Genomic DNA, 17,120 nt, shown 5'->3' with positions numbered 1-17,120 from the left:
ACGCCCCCTTATTCGGCCGCGGCATAACGTGGCGTTTCGATCCCGCAGCCACTCCGGGCCAGGGCAGCCAGGATGGCCGTGCGCGTGACGATGCCTTTAAGGCGACCTCCCTCCACCACCGGGTACACCTTGGGTTTTTCCTTCTCCAGCTTCTGGGCCAGGTCCACCACCGATGTTTCCGGCGAGATCGTGTAAGGCGTGCTCACCATCACGTCATCCACCATCGGATCGCCTTCGCTGTGATAATTGGACACCAGCAACGCGTGGATACAATCCTGCTCCGACACAAAACCGATCACATGCCGCTTCTCATCGACGACCGGAAGCCCCGTGACGTGATTCGCCAACAGGGACTTGACGACCTTGGTCAGCGGCGTCCCGCAGCGGATCGGCTCAATGTGGTTCCACATGACATCACTGGCTTTCAATGAACGAACGGACACGGTCTCTCTCCCTCTTCCCAGGGTTGGACGCACCGGTTTTCACCGGCTCTACCCTTAATTTAGGCGAGATGGTTCGCTATTGGAAATACGAATGGCTGATAACGCCGATGCGTTCTCCCGGTTGCCAGCGGCAGGGCCATGACGGGGCCGACACGACATCGTGTCGACCAGCCGGAAAACCGGCCATTTACCCGCGAATCATGTCCAGACTGTGACCCGCCAGCGTCGGCATCAGGGCGTTCGGCAGATCGTGCCCCATGCCCGGGATCATATGCCGGTGTGCGTGGGGAATCAGGTGGGACAGCTGCTCCGCCGCAACCGGGCGCACCAGCGGGTCGTCCTTGCCGTGGATAATCGTCGTCGGTACCCGGATCTGGCGGGTCACGTTAACGAGACTGCCCGCACCAAGAATCGCCCGTGTCTGGCGCAGGATACCGGCAGGATAATAGCTTCGGCGATAATCCGAGCGGACCCGTTCGGCGACTTCATCCAGATCCGCCGGATAGTCCGGACTCTGAATCGCCTGCCAGAAGCGCACGGAGCGTTCCACCACCGAGGCCTCATCATGGCCATTGGTCCCACCACCGGACAGCTTCCAGATCAGGGCCGGCTTGGGCATGGGCAGGCTCGGGCTGTTGGCCGATGTCATCACCAGCGTCGCGGACCGCACCCGCTCCGGGTACCGCCCTGCCACGAGCTGACTGATCATACCGCCCATCGAAATACCGAACAGATGCACCGAGTCGATGGCCATCGCATCGAGAATACCGACCAGGTCGTCGGCCATGTCATAGAGGGTGTAGGGCGCCGGCACCGACAGCCCCAGCCGGTAACGGGCCATCGCCTTGAGCGGGTGGCCCTTCACATGCCCCTTGAGGCGGCTCGACAGACCGATGTCACGATTATCGAAGAGAATCACCCGATAGCCCGCGCGGGTGTACTGATCGATCAGGCTGTCCGGCCAGAGCGTCATCTGACCCGCCAGGCCCATGACGAACATCACCGGTTCCCCCTCCGGATTGCCCCGGGTTTCGACACAGAACCGGAGTCCGTTGGCCGGCATCTGAACCGGCGTCTCACTGGTCTCGAATTCGGCTGCACTCACGCGTGGTTACCTGCTGTTGATGGTTTGGAGATATCGACCAGATTACCGGATTCGGGCCGGACCGCCATGCGCCGGTTGTCATGACCGCACTGTCATTCCGGCAACCCGCCTGCAGACGCTCTGTTGCACCAATCTACCCCATTGTATTATCACCGCTTTTACGCAAAGCGGCTATACTGACTCGCAGACAGTTAGCATCGCATTCATACCGAACATGATCGCAGGACGACACGACCATGGAAACACTGACCCAACTCATTGAAACGATCAACGGCTGGGTCTGGGGCCCGCCCATGCTGATCCTGATTCTCGGGGTCGGCCTGTTCCTGAGCATCGGTCTCAAGCTCATGCCTATTCTGAAACTGGGTACCGGCTTCCGACTGATGTGGCAGGGTCGGGCGTCGCAGACCGAGGACGGGGAAATCCCCCCGTTCCAGGCGCTGATGACCGCACTGTCCGCCACCGTCGGCACCGGCAACATCGCCGGCGTCGCTACGGCAGTCTTTCTGGGCGGCCCCGGGGCGCTGTTCTGGATGTGGCTGACCGCTCTGGTCGGCATGGCCACAAAGTATTCCGAGGCGGTGCTTGCGGTAAACTACCGGGAAGTGGATGAACGCGGCGCCCGGGTCGGCGGCCCGATGTACTACATTCGCAATGGCCTGGGCGCCCGCTGGACCTGGATGGGCGTCCTGTTCGCCCTGTTTGCGTCCATTGCGGCTTTCGGCATCGGGAACACGGTGCAGGCCAATTCCGTTGCTGATGTCCTGGAAACCAACTTCGACGTCCCACACTGGGTGACCGGCATCACTCTGGCCACGCTCGTGGGGCTGGTCCTGATCGGCGGCATCCGCCGGATCGGCCAGGTGGCCAGTTCACTGGTGCCACTCATGGCGATTTCATACCTGGTGATGGGATTGATCATCCTCGGCCTGAACGCCGCCGCCGTGCCGGAGGCGATGGCGATGGTATTCCGTCACGCCTTCAGCCCGATTGCGGCCCAGGGCGGTTTTGCCGGCGCCGCCGTCTGGGCGGCCATCCAGTTCGGCGTCGCACGCGGCGTGTTTTCCAATGAGGCCGGCCTTGGTTCGGCCCCGATCGCCCACGCCGCCGCCCAGACCCGCAGCCCGATTCATCAGGGCATGGTCGCCATGCTCGGCACCTTCCTGGACACGATCGTCATCTGCACCATCACCGGCTTGGTGATCATCACCTCCGGTGTCTGGAGCAGTGGCGAATCCGGTGCGGCCCTGACGTCCATGGCCTTCGCCGAGGCGCTGCCGGGTGTGGGTAACTATCTGGTGGCCATCGCGCTGGCCGTGTTCGCCTTCACCACCACTCTCGGCTGGTCGTTCTACGGCGAACGCTGCGTGGAGTTTCTGTTTGGCGTAAAAGCCATCACGCCGTATCGTATCCTGTGGATTGTTGCCATTCCCGTCGGGGCGACGCTGAACCTGGGTTTCGTGTGGCTCGTCGCCGACACACTGAACGCCATGATGGCGATTCCCAACCTGGTGGCACTGGCCCTGCTCAGCCCGGTGGTATTCCGCTTGACCCGGGATTTCATGGCCAGCAATGGCGACGGTTATAACGAGAAGCCATAACAACCGGAGAAAACAATCTTTTGAAGGTCGCGCAACGACCCTCATATGATGACAGGAATGGCTTGATTTTGACTGGCCCGGTGGTCGGGCCAGCAATATGGAAAGGAGGATCACCTATGAGCCTGCGTCTTGGAGACACAGCACCCGATTTTGAACAGGAATCCACCGAAGGCACGATCCGGTTCCACGAATGGCTGGGTGACAGCTGGGGCATTCTGTTCTCGCACCCGGCGGATTTCACCCCCGTCTGCACCACCGAGCTGGGGCTGACCGCGAAGCTGAAGGACGAGTTCGCCAAGCGCAATATCAAGGCGATCGCCCTGAGCGTGGATCCGGTGGAGGACCACAAACAATGGATCGATGACATCAACGACACGCAGGGCTGCACCGTCAATTTCCCGATCATCGCGGATCAGGACCGAAAGGTGTCCGAGCTGTATGACATGATCCACCCGAACGCCGACGCCACCGCGACAGTACGCTCGCTGTTCGTGATCGACTCGGACAAGAAGGTTCGGCTGACCATTACCTACCCGGCCAGCACGGGTCGCAACTTCAACGAGGTGCTGCGGGCCGTCGATTCGCTGCAGATGACGGACAACCACAAGGTCGCCACGCCGGGTAACTGGGAGAAGGGCGATGACGTGGTCATTGTTCCAACCCTGCAGGACGAGGGCGAAATCCAGGAGCGTTTCCCGAAAGGCTACAAGGCGGTCCGGCCATACCTGCGCATGACGCCGGATCCGACGGCCAACTGGAGTGGCGAATAACTCATGCAACGAAAAACGGCCGGGGTCACCCGGCCGTTTTTTAACGCAAGCCTGTCAGCAACGGCCATCAGAACGCCGGTACCACAGCCCCCTCGTATTCCTTCTCAATGAACCCCCGGACGGCCGGAGACGTCAGCGCCTCGGCCAACGCCTGCACCGCTTCGCCGTCCCGATTGTCCGGACGGGCGACCAGGATGTTCACATAGGGCGAGTCCTTGCCCTCCAGCACCAACGCGTCCTCGGTCGGCTTGAGACCGGCTTCCAGCGCGTAGTTGGTGTTGATCATCGCCATTTCCACCTGATCCAGAACCCGCGGCAGCGTCGCCGCTTCCAGCTCGTAGAACTCCAGATTTTTCGGGTTCTTCGCGATGTCCTGCGGCGTCGCAGTGATCTTCGCCTGATCACTCAGCTTGATCAGGCCCTGTTGCTGGAGCAGCAGCAGCGCACGACCGCCATTGGTCGGATCATTCGGGATCGCGACGGTGGCACCGTCGGACAGCTCATCGAGTGAACCGATTTTTCGGGAATAGGCACCGAACGGCTCGATGTGAACGCCGATGACACTCTCAAGCTCGGTGCCACGCCCGTCATTGAACTCCTCCAGATACGGCAGATGCTGGAAATAATTGGCATCCAACTGCTTCTGATCCACCTGGATGTTGGGTTGGACGTAGTCGGTGAACACGCTCACTTCCAGATTGATGCCCTGTTCCGCCAGCTTGGGTTTGACGAACTTGAGAATCTCGGCATGCGGCACCGGCGTCGCCGCCACCTTGAGCGTTTCATCCGCCTGAGCGGTTGCAAAGGCCAGCACAGACGCCAGTGCCACCAGAGTCTTTTTCAGAGTCATGGATTGTCCTCGTTTTTCCCGAATTGATTATCGATGGCTGAAGTACAGCACCAGCCGATCGCCCAGCATCTGCAGCAGCTGAACGAACACCACCAGCAACGACACGGTGATGATCATGACATCGGTCTGGAACCGCTGGTACCCGTAGCGTATCGCCAGATCCCCCAGACCGCCACCGCCGACGACGCCGGACATGGCCGCGTAGGAAACCAGCGTAATGGCCGTTACGGTAATACCGGCAATGAGGCCCGGCAAGGCTTCCGGCAGCAGCGCCCCGAAAATCACCTGGCGCACACTCGCGCCCATGGCGCGGGTGGCTTCGATGATGCCCCGGTCGACTTCCCGCATGGAGGTCTCAACCAGACGTGCAAAAAATGGTGCGCCACCGGCCACCAGCGGGGGAATCGCACCGGCCACCCCCAGCGAGGTGCCGATCAGCATCACCGTCACGGGAATCATCACGATCAGCAGAATGATGAACGGAATCGAGCGCAGTACGTTCACGACGAAGGACAGAATGGCGTAGGCCACAGGCTGTTCCAGCAACTGCCCCTTACCAGTCAGAAACAGTAATACGCCTGCGGGCAGCCCCAGCAGCACACTGAAAAACAGTGACACACCCACCATAATGAGCGTGTCCCAGCTCGCCATCCCAATCTGGGGCCAATCCACCCCGGTCAGCAGACTTTCAATCATCGCAGCACCTCCACATGCACGTCGGCCCGATCCAGCGCGGCGAGGGCCGCATTCAGATCCCCCCCCACCAGCGACAGGGTCAACTGCCCATAGGGCGTCTCCTTGATGCGATCAATCCGACCGGAAAGAATGCTGAAGTCCACTCCGGATTCACGCGCCACGCTGCCAAGCAGTGGCTCATAGGTGGACTCCCCCTGAAATGTCAGTCGCAGGATACGCCCCCGGGCGCGGGCAAAATCCTCCTGCATCTCGTCTTCGTCCACCTGCTCGCTCTCGAACACGAATTCACGCGATGTGGTGTGCTGCGGATGCAGGAACACGTCGGTCACGGGTCCGGATTCCACCACCTCACCGGCATCCATCACCGCCACCCGGTCGCAGACGCGGCGCACCACGTCCATTTCGTGAGTGATCAGTACGATCGTCAGGTTCAGCTCCCGGTTGATGTCCGCCAGCAGGCGCAGGACCGACTGCGTCGTCTGGGGATCGAGGGCGCTCGTGGCTTCATCACACAGCAGGATGCTGGGGCGGCAGGCGAGAGCGCGGGCGATACCGACCCGCTGTTTCTGGCCACCGGAAAGCTGCGCGGGATATTTGCGGGCCTGATCGGTCAGGCCCACGCGCTGCAGCAGCTCGTCGACCCGCTCGCGGATTTCCGCCCGGCTGTAGATGCCCGCCAGCTTCATTGGAAACGCAATATTGTCGGCCACCGTCTTGGAAAACAGCAGGTTGAAGTGCTGGAATATCATGCCGACTTTTCGTCGAAAGGCACGCAGGTCCTCATCGCCATAACCGGTGACATCCTCACCATCGATGACGACACGGCCACCGCTGGGCGCCTCCAGCCGGTTGATCAGTCGCACGAGGGTGGACTTGCCGGCACCGGAATGGCCCACGATTCCAAATACCTCGCCATTGGCGATCTCCAGCCGGGTCGGTTTCAGCGCTGGCACCGCGCGACCGTCCACCACGTAGGACTTCTCCACATCAATCAGTTCAATCACGGTTGTCCCCGGGGGTTCTGTGACGAAAACCGGGCATTATACCCGAGGGAAGGCAACACCCGAATACCGGCAACCCCTGACGGGTCGGGCCCCTTCGTCAAGCAGGCTCGGCTTTGTCTGCACCTGCTGTCCGGGCCGTGATGAATGATGCGCATTCAGAGCGTGTGCAAACGCGTCACTGGCCTTTAACGCGTGTCGGTTGGGTTGATCAGCACGGCGCACCATTGCGGGACTGGCATGTTCGGTTCGAATGAGCGCAACACCGCCGTGCTGCTCTGACCAGCGACACAGCAGTGATCAAGACCACTCGAGACCCTGCCGGTCGACACCGGGCCGACGGGCAGGGTCCGAACCGATGTCAGTGCAGGCTGCGCATTTCGCGAGGATAAAGCGCGGCACTGACTTCGGGTTCTTCAAGCAGATCGGCCAACTCGCGGTCCACCTCGGTTTCCTCGCCGTCTTCCGGCAACGGCTCGAACAGGGTGTTCAGCCATGCGGCCACGGAAGGGGCGTCCCCCCGATCATAGTCTGTGGACAGCGCTCCAATCCGGCGGAATCCAACAATCCGCTGGTGGCGCGGGTCGCGAATCTGCTCGAAACCACGCCAGTAAATCCGGTCGCGGGTGTGGAGCTGGACGAACAGGGTATCGATCGGGTCGATGGTGTCGTCATCCGGCTCCTGGCCGGTTTCCTGGCGGGTTTTAATGGTGGTCCAAGCCGGGTAGAGCACCGCCACAGCGTCCGCCGACACATGCTCCCGGGCCGCGCGCAGGATCAGGGCCCAGCGGGCCTTGTCCGCGTCCGTCTCCAGGGACTGGATCGGCAGATCGTAGCTCTGCTCCGGTGACAGGACGATGGCCATCATCGGGGCATCCAGCTCACCCATGGCCTCGCCCTGGGCCACGGATACCAGTTCATCAATCGCAATCTGCTGCTTCATGATCGCTTGCCTCCTCCTGCCAACAACGGGGTCGGGAGACACTGGTCGGCGGTTGCCCCTCAGTGACTGCCCAGGGTGGGCCATCGAAATCGCCCACGCCTACCGACAGCATAGCCGGTCTCTTTACTGGGTTAAACGTGGTGTCGACACGGACGGATCACAACCCGATGGCCTCATAACGATGGGACCAGGGCATGGCCTGCTCCAGTTGCGCTGCCAGTTGCAACAGCACAGTCTCCTGCCCATGGGCGGCACCGAGTTGAACACCGACTGGCAACCCGTCGGCGGTCCAGTGAGTCGGAACCGACATGGCCGGCGTGCCGGTCAGATTCGCCAATTGGGTGAACGGTGTGCGCGCGAGGCTGTCCATCGCCATATGGTCCACCAACCCACTGCGATGCACCAGCTTGCCGGCCCGAAGCATCAGCATCAGACGCTCGGCGAACCGCAGCGCGCCCGGGGTGTCCAGCTCACCGATGCGGGCCGGCCCCTGCCCTGTGGTCGGACACAGATACAGATCCCGGGTGCCGAAAAACTGGCCCAGTGCCCGGGCGAAATCGTTCCATTGCTGGCGCATACGGACGTAATCCGGCAGCGGCAGGCTTCGCCCGAGCATGCCGATCAGCCGGGTATCCAGCTCGAAATCCGCGTCACTGGCTCCGAACCGCTCTTCCGCCCGATCAATGATGGCCGAGACCTCGCCGAAGTACAGCCCGAGATAACACCGTGCCAGCGCCTGTCCGTCAATCTCGGGCTGGGCATACTCCACATGATGCCCCAGGGCTTCCAGTGTTCGGGCGGTATTCTCAACGGCGTCGATACACTCCGGGGCCACATCGGTGCCATAAGGAGACGCTGTAAAAACGCCGATCCGCAACGGTCGTGGTGCGTCACTGAGCGCATCAAACCAGGACGTCTCCGGCATGGGAATGGCGAACGGATCACCGGGCTCCGGGCCGGCGAGCACGTCCAGCATAGCGGCACTGTCCCGGACCGTTCGACTGACCACCAGGTCGGCCGAGGCACCGGTCCAGTACTCACCGTTCTGAGGGCCTGCGGACAGGCGGCCACGGGATGGTTTCAGACCAAACAGGCCGTTATAGGCGGCCGGAATCCGGATCGAACCACCGCCGTCATTGGCACCCGCCATTGGGACCACACCGGCAGCCACGGCGGCCCCGGAACCGCCACTCGAACCGCCCGGCGTGCGGTCGGTGTCCCACGGATTGCGGGTTGGTCCCCAAAGGCGGGACTCGGTAACCGCTTTCAGGCCCAGTTCAGGCGTCGTGGTCCGGCCGAGAATCGTGAGACCCGCCGCTTTCGCCCGCGCGACATAGGCCGAATCCACATCCGCCACCTGCTTGAGAAGCCCACGACTGCCCATGGTGCAGGGCTCACCCGCCTCTTCCTGAGCCAGATCCTTGCAGAGAAACGGCACCCCGGCAAACGGGCCATCGCCGGCCTCTGTCCGGGACTGTGCCCGGCCAAATCGTTCGTGACAGATCGCGTTCAGAGTCGGGTTGACCGCTTCGGCCCGCTCAATGGCCGCTTCGGTCACCTCCCGCACCGATAAATCACCCGCGCGAATGGCCTGTGCCAGACCGACGGCGTCAAACTGACGGTATTCATGACTGTCCATGGTATGCCCTCATTCTTGTTGTTCTCCGGGATCATCTGCTGAGCAGTCCGGACTTGTGACTTGTGACTTGTGACTTGTGACTTGTGACTTGTGACTTGTGACTTGTGACTTGTGACTTGTGACTTGTGACTTGTGACTTGTGACTTGTGACTGCCTATCATACGGTCCAGCCTGTTGCCGGCAACCGGAGTCGTCCCCGTTGATCACCGAATGGCTGCCTGATGCCCTCTCACCCGCTCTCGCGCTGGTTTTCTTCGGCCTGTCCGTTGTGACCTCCATGATCACGGCGAGCCTCGGTGCCGGTGGCGGCGCCCTCCTGCTCGCACTGATGGCCCTGTGGCTGCCACCGGCCGCCATCATTCCGGTCCACGGCGTCATTCAGTTGGGCTCGAATGCGGGCCGGGCCAGCATGACCTGGCACCACATTGACTGGCGGGTCATCGGCGCGTTCCTGCCTGGCGTGATCCTGGGGGCTGGCGTCGGGGCGATGCTACTGGCGCACCTGCCGGAGGCCATCTGGCAGCTCACCATCGCGCTTTTCATTCTCTATCTATGCTGGGGACCGCCTCTGCCCAAGGGCATTCTGGGCCCTGTCGGCACGTTTTGCGCCGCGACGGTGACCACATTCGTCAGTCTGTTTGTTGGCGCCACCGGTCCGTTGGTGGCTGCATTTGTGAAGCAGATTCACCGGGACCGGTTCCGCACGGTGTCGACCTTCGCCACGGCCATGACCCTTCAACACCTGCCCAAAGCGCTGGTCTTCGGTCTGGCGGGGTTCGCTCTGGCCGAGTGGCTGCCATTCATTGCCGTCATGATCCTGTGCGGCTTTTTCGGCACCTGGCTGGGCCTGCGCATTCTGAACGAACTCAGTGATTCGCGCTTCAAGCGCTGGTTCAACATCCTGCTGACGGTGCTGGCACTGCGACTGATCTGGCAAGCGGCTGGGAGCTTCTGAAAAAGCCCGTGAGCCGCCTCAGGAGCTTTTTCAGAGGCGGCGCCCTAATTAGGGGTGGCCCAGCGCCCGGCGCTCCTTCCAGTCTTCGATCACGCCATTGACGGCCAGCGACCCGAGGATGATGCTGCCGCCGAGGAATCCGAGCGGCCCCGGCAGTTCACCGAGAAAGAACCAGACCAGCAACGTGCCCAGCACCGTCTCCAGCAACAGGAACAGACTGACCTCCGCCGCAGGCAGGTAGCGCGGCCCGGTCTGGATCAGGATGCTGGCGACCGGCAGAAAGCCCACGCACAGCAGAACGATCAGACCGAAATCCCGCCATCCCGGCCACTGCGCGCCACCAAACAACGCCGCTGTGACGGCCACCAGCACCGCGCCGATGATCAGCATCACACTCATATCGGCCTCGGGCCGGGACCGGGCGACGGCCAGGTTGGACGCCAGCGAGAAAGCCGCCACCCCCGCCATGACCAGCCCAATGGGCTCACCACCGCCCATCTCGCCGACGGCCATGAGCGAGGCGCCACCCACACAGATGAGGATCAGGATCCAGGTGCGCAGCGGAAGACGTTCCTTCCAGACCAGCCAGGCGATCAGGGCGGCAATAACCGGCGCCGTGTTGAGGATCACCAGCACATTCCCGGCCGCCGTGTACTTCACGCCGGTGACGAAACCGAGGGTACTGCCGGCGAACGCCACGCCGCAGTAGAGCCCCCGTTTGCCGCAACGGCGCATCTGGATCGGCAGATCGCGTCCATACCGAAGGTGATTGATGACCAGAAAGGACAGGCCGATCAGCAGACCGCGCCAGAACAGGAAGACCACGGGCGTGACGCTCGTGGCTTTGACCAGCAGCGAGTCCGGAGACAGAAACAGGACGCCAAGCCCGGCAATCACGAAGCCACGCCAGCGCAGGGAATGCGCCGATGTCACGGCTCTTGCACCACGATTTCATCAGGGTCGATCACCACCCGGTTCCGCCCCAGACGCTTGGCCTCATAGGCTGCCTCATCGGCCCGATTGACGACATCACGAATGGCGTGATCATCCTCACCCAGTGCCGTCAGACCAATACTGGCGGTCACCCCATACGTGCGGCTCCCGTCTGCCACGGCGAGATTCGCAATCGCGCCCCTGAGATTCTCGGCAATAACCGACGCACGCTCCATATCACATCCGGTCAGAATCACGGCAAACTCATCGCCCCCCAGGCGGGCCACCAGATCACTCTGGCGCACGCCATTCTGAAGGGCCTCGGCCAGACGCTTCAGAAGATGGTCGCCGACCAGGTGCCCGCCTGTATCGTTCACTGGCTTGAAATGATCCAGATCAATGAGCATCAAGGCCGTTGGGCGCACGTTCTCGGCCACCAGTCGCGTCAGGACATCGTTGAACGCACGCCGGTTTGCCAGTCGCGTCAGACTGTCATGAGTCGCCTGCCAGGACAGGCGCTCCTCTTCCCGACGGCGCTCACTGTCATCACGAATGACAAACACCAGCAGCTCGTCCTCATCGCTCCGGTCCGGGCGAATCAACGTCAGCTCGACCTCGAAGCGCTCGTTGCGGGCATTCTCAAGAATGGCATCCAGGCTGTTCAGTGCCGGTGACGTCAGGAAATCCTCCAGCGTCCATGAGCGATCATCCGCCGTGATCCGGACGCCCTCAAACAGGACCGTGCCCTCCAGCGGCTCATTCAGGCCAAGAAAACGGGCAGCCGGCGGATTGGCCGAACGAATGACCCCCGACGCATCCGTGAGCAACACCCCTTCCTGCATAACCCGCAACGTACTCTCAGCCCGGTTTCGCTCCGCTCGCAGGCGCTGCTCAAGTTGATGCTCATGGGTGATATCACGCACCACCGTCACGGTTCCCAGCTGACGGTCATGGGCTTCCACACCGGAGGTCATCGCCTCCACCCAAACCACTTGCCCGTCGTCACGGACGAGGCGGAGCCGGCCATAGTACACATTCCCCGAAGCGACCGCGCGCCGCCATTCGTCAACCACTTCCGGACGATCGCGCGAGTCAATCCATCGGGACATCGGGTAACCCCGGATCTCCTCCGCGGGGAGCCCCAGAATCGCCTGAAAGGCGCCGTTGGTGTAGGCCAGATGCCCCTCGACATCGGCCTGGGCGATGCCCGTTGGCGCCCGCTCGGACAATGACCGGAAGAAGGCCTCGCGCTCTTCGAGATGCCAGGCGGCTTCCTCGCGCTCGGCCATGACATCGTTGAACGTTGTCGCCACCCGCCGGATTTCGAGTCCGCCCCCGACGCGCACGGGCTCGGTTCGACGGCCGGCATGGCGTTCAACGATCTGGCCCGCCAGATCCTCCAAAGGCCGCAGAAGCCGGCTGAACACCCGCAGTGTCAGCGGCACAATCACCACCACCGTAACCAGAACGACCCAGAAGACCGTCCAGTAAAGACGATAAACGGGGGCATAGGCTTCCCGGATGGGAATCGCGACGGTGACGAACCAGGGCGCTTCATTCAGCTGGCGGTACGCAACCAGCACGGTCTGTCCATCGCGATTATTCGCCCGCCGAACCCCTTCTTCACCGGCAAGCGCCGACCGGATCGCCGGGTTCGTCCCGGGCACCGGCTGATTGATGTGCTGCGGATTTGGATGGGCCAGCATGGTGCCGCTGCGCGTGCCGACGGTGACATACCCCGTTCGACCTAACGTCAGCTCGTTGATCCGCCCGGTGAAATTGTTACCCGTCAGATCGAAGGAACCCTGGAGCACGCCGGTCAGGCGCCGGACGTGGTCGAACACCGGAGCGGCAATGACCACCACCGGGGTCTGTCCGTTGCGGGAGACCATAGGCTGGGAAATCACAGTCGTCATCTGACCGGTCGCACGCTGGAAATACTCCCGATCGTCAATGGAAACACCGGCCAACCTCGCGTCCTCTGGCAGCGCCGCCAACAGATCGCCACGCTCATCCACCAAATAGAGGTTGTCCATCAGTTCGGACAACACCTGCTGGCGCTTCAGCAGCAACTGCGCGCGCCCTTCCAGCGCCTCTGAGGACATGGTCAGACCGTCGGCAGCTCGGGTGACGGCCCGGTAGCGCTCATCCAGAAGGCCATCGATGCGGTTGGCGACCATCCCCGCCATGGTTCGCGCGCCGTCCCGGGCCTGGGACGCCAATTCGTCACGGGCGGTGATCGTGCCCACAACGGTGGCTGTCAGAACGGTGAACACGACAACAAATACCATGACGCCAACAGCCTGATGCCGGACGCTGTCGAGCCAGTGCGCAATCTGTTTCCAAAGCATACCGTTCCCGGGGTTCACCCTCGCTATCGGTCAGTCTAGTTAAGTTGGCGCGTCATTCTACGATCCGCCGCAGACGCCGGCATCCGTCGAACCGTGATACCCCGCGAATAGCAGTGGAAAAGTTCAATAAGAATCGTTACTATTTGCGGGTTGCTGTCCGAGCCCAGACACCCGCTTTCGCCGGGAACCGGAGCCCAAGATGTCCAGTCTTTCCACAACGATGACCACCGGCCCCCTGCACCAACTGATCGATTTCGGCGGCCCGGTCATGATCGTACTGCTTGTCCTGGCGGTGATTGGTTTTGCCACCTTCCTGTACACCGTGATGGTCGGCACACTGTTCGCACCACGGACGACCCGGGCCGTTCGCTCGGCCATCGATCAATGGCGTGCCCGCCCCAGCCAGGACGTGAGCCAGTCCCTGAACAACCGCACGGGGCGCCTGGCCCGCTGGAACCCACTGGTCCGGCTGACGGCTGACACCATGAAGGCCCGCCTGGCCAACACCAGCGAGACACAGGTCCGGGAACAGGCGGCCCAACAGGCCCAGCGCGCACTCCAGCCATTTGAAGCGCCCCTCAAGATCATTGAAGTGATCGCGGCGCTGGCCCCACTACTGGGCCTGCTCGGGACCGTGATGGGCATGATGGACGCTTTCAACGCCATGGCCGCCACCGAGGGCCGGGCCAATGCCAGTCAACTGAGCGGCGGGATCTACGAGGCCCTGTCCACCACCGCCGCCGGCCTGGTGGTCGCCATTCCCATGGCTGCGATTGCGGCCTGGCTGGAATTCCGCCTGCGCCGTCTCAATACCGGGATGAACGAGACGCTTGTGGCGATCCTGAGGGTTCCGCTGGCGACAGGCACGGACAACCAGAACGACGATCCGGATGCCGCCGTGTCGGACCAGGCCGTTCCCTCAGAGGCCCGGGCGATACCGGAGGACCAGCGCTTCGCCCATGCAGCTGGTTGAGCCCCGTCCACCCAAACGCCTGCCCATTCGGATGACGCCACTGATCGACGTGGTGTTCATCCTGCTGGTGTTCTTCATGCTCACGTCCCGACTACTGCCAACCAGCCAGATTGAGCTGGAGAACGTGACGAAAGCCGGTGCGCCCAGCGATGCCGAGCCGGTCCCGTCGCTGACCCTGCTGGGCAGTGGCGACGTACGTTGGCGGGGCGAGGACTGGTCGCTGCCGGCACTCACGAACGAGCTGGAGCAGGCCGCCGTGACCGAGCTCAATCTGTCGACGGAAGGCGAGGCCTCGCTGGGCGAATTCACCCGGGTTCTGACCACGCTGAAACAAACCGGCATCACGGTAAGCTGGGATCGGCCAGCGCCGGGCGAGGCCTGACCCCATGACGCCACTGAAGCAGGAACCGATCGCCAGCCACGAGAAGCCCCTCATGGATCGGGTGGAAGACGCCATGCTGCCCCTGATCAACCTGGTGTTTCTATTGCTGATGTTCTTCATCCTGGCGGGACGCCTGACGGACGACCCACTGCCACCCCTGCCAATGAGCCAGGGCACCGAGGGCGGAGAGCAGCCTTCGGTGGATCTGATCGTGACCGGTCCCGACCAGTGGCGCATCAACGGAGACCCCGTGTCTGCCGACCAGCTGACCCAGCACCTGGCGGTCTCTCCCGGCGAACGTCCCCTGCGGATCGGTGCAAACCGGGATCTGAGCATGGCATCGCTGGAGCGCCTGTTCCGTCGCCTGGAGCAGGCCGGCTACGAGACCGTCACGGTCCTCACGGAGCCGGCCTCGTGAATCGTCCCGTCCAGTGTGTCCTCATGCTGATTGCCATTCTGGTGACGCTCACCGTCGGCGCGCTGGCACTGCGGTCGCTGCCGCAGGACCTGAACGCCAGGGGCAATGCCAGCCAGACCAGCCGGACCGCCATCCAGATCTCGCTCGCGGATGCGACGCAGGCCGAGTCCGCGTCGGCCCCGGAGCCTCAGCCATCAACCGAGCCGGCAAAGCCAGAGCCAAAGCCGAAGCCAACACCAGAGCCCGAACCGGAACCGGAGCCTGAACCGACGCCAGAGCCAGAGCCAGAGCCAGAGCCAGAGCCAGAGCCAGAGCCAGAGCCAGAGCCAGAGAAACAGGCTGAGCCGGCCCCCGACATGGCGTCAACGGATAAGGCCACCACTCAGGCGCAGACAACAACCTCGGCCGAGACAGCCCGTGAAGGTGAAACGCAGGAATCGGCCAGCGATGTGTCGCTTCAGGCCGGCCAGTCCGACCGGACGGACGAATACCTGACCCGGCTGAACCGGCATCTGGCGCGTCACTATGACTACCCCCGGCGCGCCAAGCGCCTGAACCAGGAAGGCACGCCCGAAGTCCGGTTCCGCTTCAACCGGGACGGGGAGCTGGTGTCGTTGTCCATCACCGCCCCCTCCGATTACCCGCTGCTGGATGAGGCCGCAAAAGACATCATCCGCGACGCGGAACCGCTGCCCGTCGTTCCCGAGGATATGGAAGGACAGACCTTTGGCTTTACCATCCCCATCCGATTCCAGCTTCAGTGAGGCGCCAGGCGCATCAAGTCAGGACTTGCCCGGCGAGCAAGTATTTGCCCGAAGAACGCAACAAGTTGCTTGCCTCCAAACCCACCGAAAACAAGAAAGTGATCTCATCTCGCTGATATAAAACAGGTTATTAATTCTGGCACAGCCCTTGTTATGAAACGCATGACCAGAGCGGAAAGGACTCTGGCATTCATTCACACACGTCATGGAGCAGACACATGCCAACTCCTTGTTATATCAGCATCGAAGGCCAGACTCAGGGCAACATCACCGCCGGCGCATTCACCTCCGACTCCGTCGGTAACATCTACGTGGAAGGTCACGAAGACGAAGTGCTGGTGCAGGAATTCGACCACACCGTCACCGTGCCGACCGACCCGCAGTCCGGTCAGCCCTCCGGCCAGCGCGTTCACAAGCCGTTCAAGTTCACGGCAGCACTGAACAAGGCCACGCCGCTGATGTACAACGCGCTCGCATCCGGCGAAATGCTGCCGAAGGTCGAGCTGAAGTGGTACCGCACGTCTGTGGAAGGCAAGCAGGAACACTTCTTCTCCACCATCCTGGAAGATGCGACCATCATCAACATCGACTGCAAGATGCCGCACTGCCAGGATCCGTCCAACGCGGAGTTCACTCAGCTGGTGGAAGTGTCCGTGGCTTACCGGAAAGTCTCCTGGGAGCACACCATCGCCGGCACCTCCGGTGGCGACGACTGGCGCTCACCGATGGAAGCGTAAACCATACCGGTTGCGCAACCTGAAACGGCCAGCCATGCTGGCCGTTTTGGATTGGGTAGCCATCGAATAGAATATCGCCGCGGAACCCGCGGAAAGACGCGGAAGAGATTGAATAGCCACAGAAAGACACGGAAAGCACGGAAACGCCCTTCGGGCGTGAACAATAAGTTGTAGGAGCGAGCCTGCTCGCGACGCACTTGAGAGTTCTATCGCGTTTGCGATCAAACGAGTCGCTTGCAGGCAAGCTCCTACAGTCTCTTCACGATATTTTTCCGTGTTTTCTGTGTCTTTCCGTGGCTAAAAACGTCTTTTTATTTTTCCGCGTCCTTCCGCGGATTCCGCGGCGAACAAGCAATCGATTCATCTTCACGGACCGAAGATCATGCCACAGGCCAAAGGACTGCAATTCACCGTCCGGGTGGGCCAACTGCCGGACGATCATTTCGCGGTGGTGGGCTTCTCAGTGCACGAGGGGCTCTCCGAGTTGTTCGAGGGCGTTGTTGAGCTGGCCAGTACCGATGCGGCGGTTGCCGCAGGGGACGTGCTCGAACAGCCCATC

The 17,120-nt window shown here is 62.1% G+C and carries 17 protein-coding genes; 8 read left to right on the top strand and 9 right to left on the bottom strand.

The genetic code is table 11. The features are described 5' to 3' along the window. Nucleotides 1-8: 8 nt before the first annotated feature. Nucleotides 9-410: a CBS domain-containing protein gene (locus tag C8D92_RS06915; RefSeq protein WP_095611818.1), complete on the bottom strand. Its 402-nt coding sequence runs from the start codon at nucleotides 408-410 to the stop codon at nucleotides 9-11. A gap of 220 nt (nucleotides 411-630) precedes the next feature. Further along, complete coding sequence (locus C8D92_RS06910; RefSeq protein ID WP_243402391.1) at nucleotides 631-1,548, bottom strand: alpha/beta fold hydrolase; 918 nt, start codon at nucleotides 1,546-1,548, stop codon at nucleotides 631-633. 236 nt (nucleotides 1,549-1,784) lie between these two features. Here C8D92_RS06910 and C8D92_RS06905 point away from each other — a divergent pair, with 236 nt between their 5' ends. Both C8D92_RS06905 and C8D92_RS06900 read left to right on the top strand, forming a co-directional pair. After that, nucleotides 1,785-3,149 (top strand): alanine/glycine:cation symporter family protein, encoded by a 1,365-nt coding sequence (locus C8D92_RS06905; protein WP_116918863.1) that lies wholly within the window; start codon nucleotides 1,785-1,787, stop codon nucleotides 3,147-3,149. Between the two features lie 116 nt (nucleotides 3,150-3,265). Then, on the top strand, nucleotides 3,266-3,919 hold the full coding sequence (locus C8D92_RS06900; RefSeq protein ID WP_095611799.1) for a peroxiredoxin: 654 nt from the start codon (nucleotides 3,266-3,268) through the stop codon (nucleotides 3,917-3,919). Between the two features lie 67 nt (nucleotides 3,920-3,986). Here the strand turns inward: C8D92_RS06900 and C8D92_RS06895 are convergent, their stop codons facing one another. The 5 genes from C8D92_RS06895 to C8D92_RS06875 form a co-directional block, all read right to left on the bottom strand. Next, the gene (locus C8D92_RS06895; protein WP_165819255.1) at nucleotides 3,987-4,763 is read right to left on the bottom strand and encodes a MetQ/NlpA family ABC transporter substrate-binding protein; all 777 of its coding nucleotides are present in this window, start codon (nucleotides 4,761-4,763) and stop codon (nucleotides 3,987-3,989) included. 33 nt (nucleotides 4,764-4,796) lie between these two features. Beyond that, on the bottom strand, nucleotides 4,797-5,465 hold the full coding sequence (locus C8D92_RS06890) for a methionine ABC transporter permease (RefSeq protein WP_095611801.1): 669 nt from the start codon (nucleotides 5,463-5,465) through the stop codon (nucleotides 4,797-4,799). Beyond that, nucleotides 5,462-6,469 carry a methionine ABC transporter ATP-binding protein gene (locus tag C8D92_RS06885; RefSeq protein WP_116918861.1) on the bottom strand — a complete coding sequence of 336 codons (1,008 nt, stop codon included), beginning with the start codon at nucleotides 6,467-6,469 and terminating at the stop codon, nucleotides 5,462-5,464. The genes C8D92_RS06890 and C8D92_RS06885 overlap by 4 nt, the downstream gene beginning before the upstream one ends. Nucleotides 6,470-6,827: 358 nt before the next feature. Then, on the bottom strand, nucleotides 6,828-7,409 hold the full coding sequence (locus C8D92_RS06880) for a hypothetical protein (RefSeq protein ID WP_095611809.1): 582 nt from the start codon (nucleotides 7,407-7,409) through the stop codon (nucleotides 6,828-6,830). A 157-nt stretch (nucleotides 7,410-7,566) separates the two neighbouring features. Then, nucleotides 7,567-9,048, bottom strand: a complete 1,482-nt coding sequence (locus C8D92_RS06875) for an amidase (protein WP_116918860.1) — start codon at nucleotides 9,046-9,048, stop codon at nucleotides 7,567-7,569. A 199-nt stretch (nucleotides 9,049-9,247) separates the two neighbouring features. Here C8D92_RS06875 and C8D92_RS06870 point away from each other — a divergent pair, with 199 nt between their 5' ends. Continuing rightward, complete coding sequence (locus C8D92_RS06870; protein ID WP_116918859.1) at nucleotides 9,248-10,003, top strand: sulfite exporter TauE/SafE family protein; 756 nt, start codon at nucleotides 9,248-9,250, stop codon at nucleotides 10,001-10,003. Between the two features lie 48 nt (nucleotides 10,004-10,051). Here the strand turns inward: C8D92_RS06870 and C8D92_RS06865 are convergent, their stop codons facing one another. Then, the gene (locus C8D92_RS06865) at nucleotides 10,052-10,936 is read right to left on the bottom strand and encodes a DMT family transporter (protein WP_116918858.1); all 885 of its coding nucleotides are present in this window, start codon (nucleotides 10,934-10,936) and stop codon (nucleotides 10,052-10,054) included. Continuing rightward, complete coding sequence (locus C8D92_RS06860; RefSeq protein ID WP_116918857.1) at nucleotides 10,933-13,287, bottom strand: sensor domain-containing diguanylate cyclase; 2,355 nt, start codon at nucleotides 13,285-13,287, stop codon at nucleotides 10,933-10,935. Before C8D92_RS06860 ends, C8D92_RS06865 begins: the two co-directional genes overlap by 4 nt. A 199-nt stretch (nucleotides 13,288-13,486) precedes the next feature. Between C8D92_RS06860 and C8D92_RS06855 the strand changes: the two genes are divergently transcribed. From C8D92_RS06855 to C8D92_RS06835, 5 genes are all read left to right on the top strand, one after another. Continuing rightward, on the top strand, nucleotides 13,487-14,260 hold the full coding sequence (locus tag C8D92_RS06855; protein ID WP_095611814.1) for a MotA/TolQ/ExbB proton channel family protein: 774 nt from the start codon (nucleotides 13,487-13,489) through the stop codon (nucleotides 14,258-14,260). After that, entirely contained in the window at nucleotides 14,247-14,642 is a 396-nt protein-coding gene (locus tag C8D92_RS06850) for an ExbD/TolR family protein (protein ID WP_095611815.1), read from the top strand. Before C8D92_RS06855 ends, C8D92_RS06850 begins: the two co-directional genes overlap by 14 nt. Before the next feature lie 4 nt (nucleotides 14,643-14,646). Then, on the top strand, nucleotides 14,647-15,060 hold the full coding sequence (locus tag C8D92_RS06845; protein WP_095611816.1) for an ExbD/TolR family protein: 414 nt from the start codon (nucleotides 14,647-14,649) through the stop codon (nucleotides 15,058-15,060). Then, on the top strand, nucleotides 15,057-15,824 hold the full coding sequence (locus tag C8D92_RS06840; RefSeq protein ID WP_243402390.1) for an energy transducer TonB: 768 nt from the start codon (nucleotides 15,057-15,059) through the stop codon (nucleotides 15,822-15,824). Before C8D92_RS06845 ends, C8D92_RS06840 begins: the two co-directional genes overlap by 4 nt. A 218-nt stretch (nucleotides 15,825-16,042) precedes the next feature. After that, nucleotides 16,043-16,561 carry an Hcp family type VI secretion system effector gene (locus C8D92_RS06835; RefSeq protein ID WP_116918856.1) on the top strand — a complete coding sequence of 173 codons (519 nt, stop codon included), beginning with the start codon at nucleotides 16,043-16,045 and terminating at the stop codon, nucleotides 16,559-16,561. The last annotated feature ends 559 nt before the right edge of the window (nucleotides 16,562-17,120 follow it).

Origin of the sequence: Tamilnaduibacter salinus, from assembly GCF_003096655.1 — a bacterium.
Taxonomy (GTDB): domain Bacteria; phylum Pseudomonadota; class Gammaproteobacteria; order Pseudomonadales; family Oleiphilaceae; genus Tamilnaduibacter; species Tamilnaduibacter salinus.
Note: the sequence above shows the minus strand (reverse complement) of the source record. Positions and strands in the feature narration are given on the sequence as shown.

Excerpts from the sequence above, each read along its gene's own strand:
- C8D92_RS06915 (WP_095611818.1), bottom strand. The coding sequence starts at position 410 with ATGTGGAACCACATTGAGCCGATCCGCTGCGGGACGCCGCTGACCAAG.
- C8D92_RS06905 (WP_116918863.1), top strand. The coding sequence starts at position 1,785 with ATGGAAACACTGACCCAACTCATTGAAACGATCAACGGCTGGGTCTGG.
- C8D92_RS06900 (WP_095611799.1), top strand. The coding sequence starts at position 3,266 with ATGAGCCTGCGTCTTGGAGACACAGCACCCGATTTTGAACAGGAATCC.
- C8D92_RS06890 (WP_095611801.1), bottom strand. The coding sequence starts at position 5,465 with ATGATTGAAAGTCTGCTGACCGGGGTGGATTGGCCCCAGATTGGGATG.
- C8D92_RS06880 (WP_095611809.1), bottom strand. The coding sequence starts at position 7,409 with ATGAAGCAGCAGATTGCGATTGATGAACTGGTATCCGTGGCCCAGGGC.
- C8D92_RS06875 (WP_116918860.1), bottom strand. The coding sequence starts at position 9,048 with ATGGACAGTCATGAATACCGTCAGTTTGACGCCGTCGGTCTGGCACAG.
- C8D92_RS06860 (WP_116918857.1), bottom strand. The coding sequence starts at position 13,287 with ATGCTTTGGAAACAGATTGCGCACTGGCTCGACAGCGTCCGGCATCAG.
- C8D92_RS06855 (WP_095611814.1), top strand. The coding sequence starts at position 13,487 with ATGTCCAGTCTTTCCACAACGATGACCACCGGCCCCCTGCACCAACTG.
- C8D92_RS06850 (WP_095611815.1), top strand. The coding sequence starts at position 14,247 with ATGCAGCTGGTTGAGCCCCGTCCACCCAAACGCCTGCCCATTCGGATG.
- C8D92_RS06845 (WP_095611816.1), top strand. The coding sequence starts at position 14,647 with ATGACGCCACTGAAGCAGGAACCGATCGCCAGCCACGAGAAGCCCCTC.
- C8D92_RS06835 (WP_116918856.1), top strand. The coding sequence starts at position 16,043 with ATGCCAACTCCTTGTTATATCAGCATCGAAGGCCAGACTCAGGGCAAC.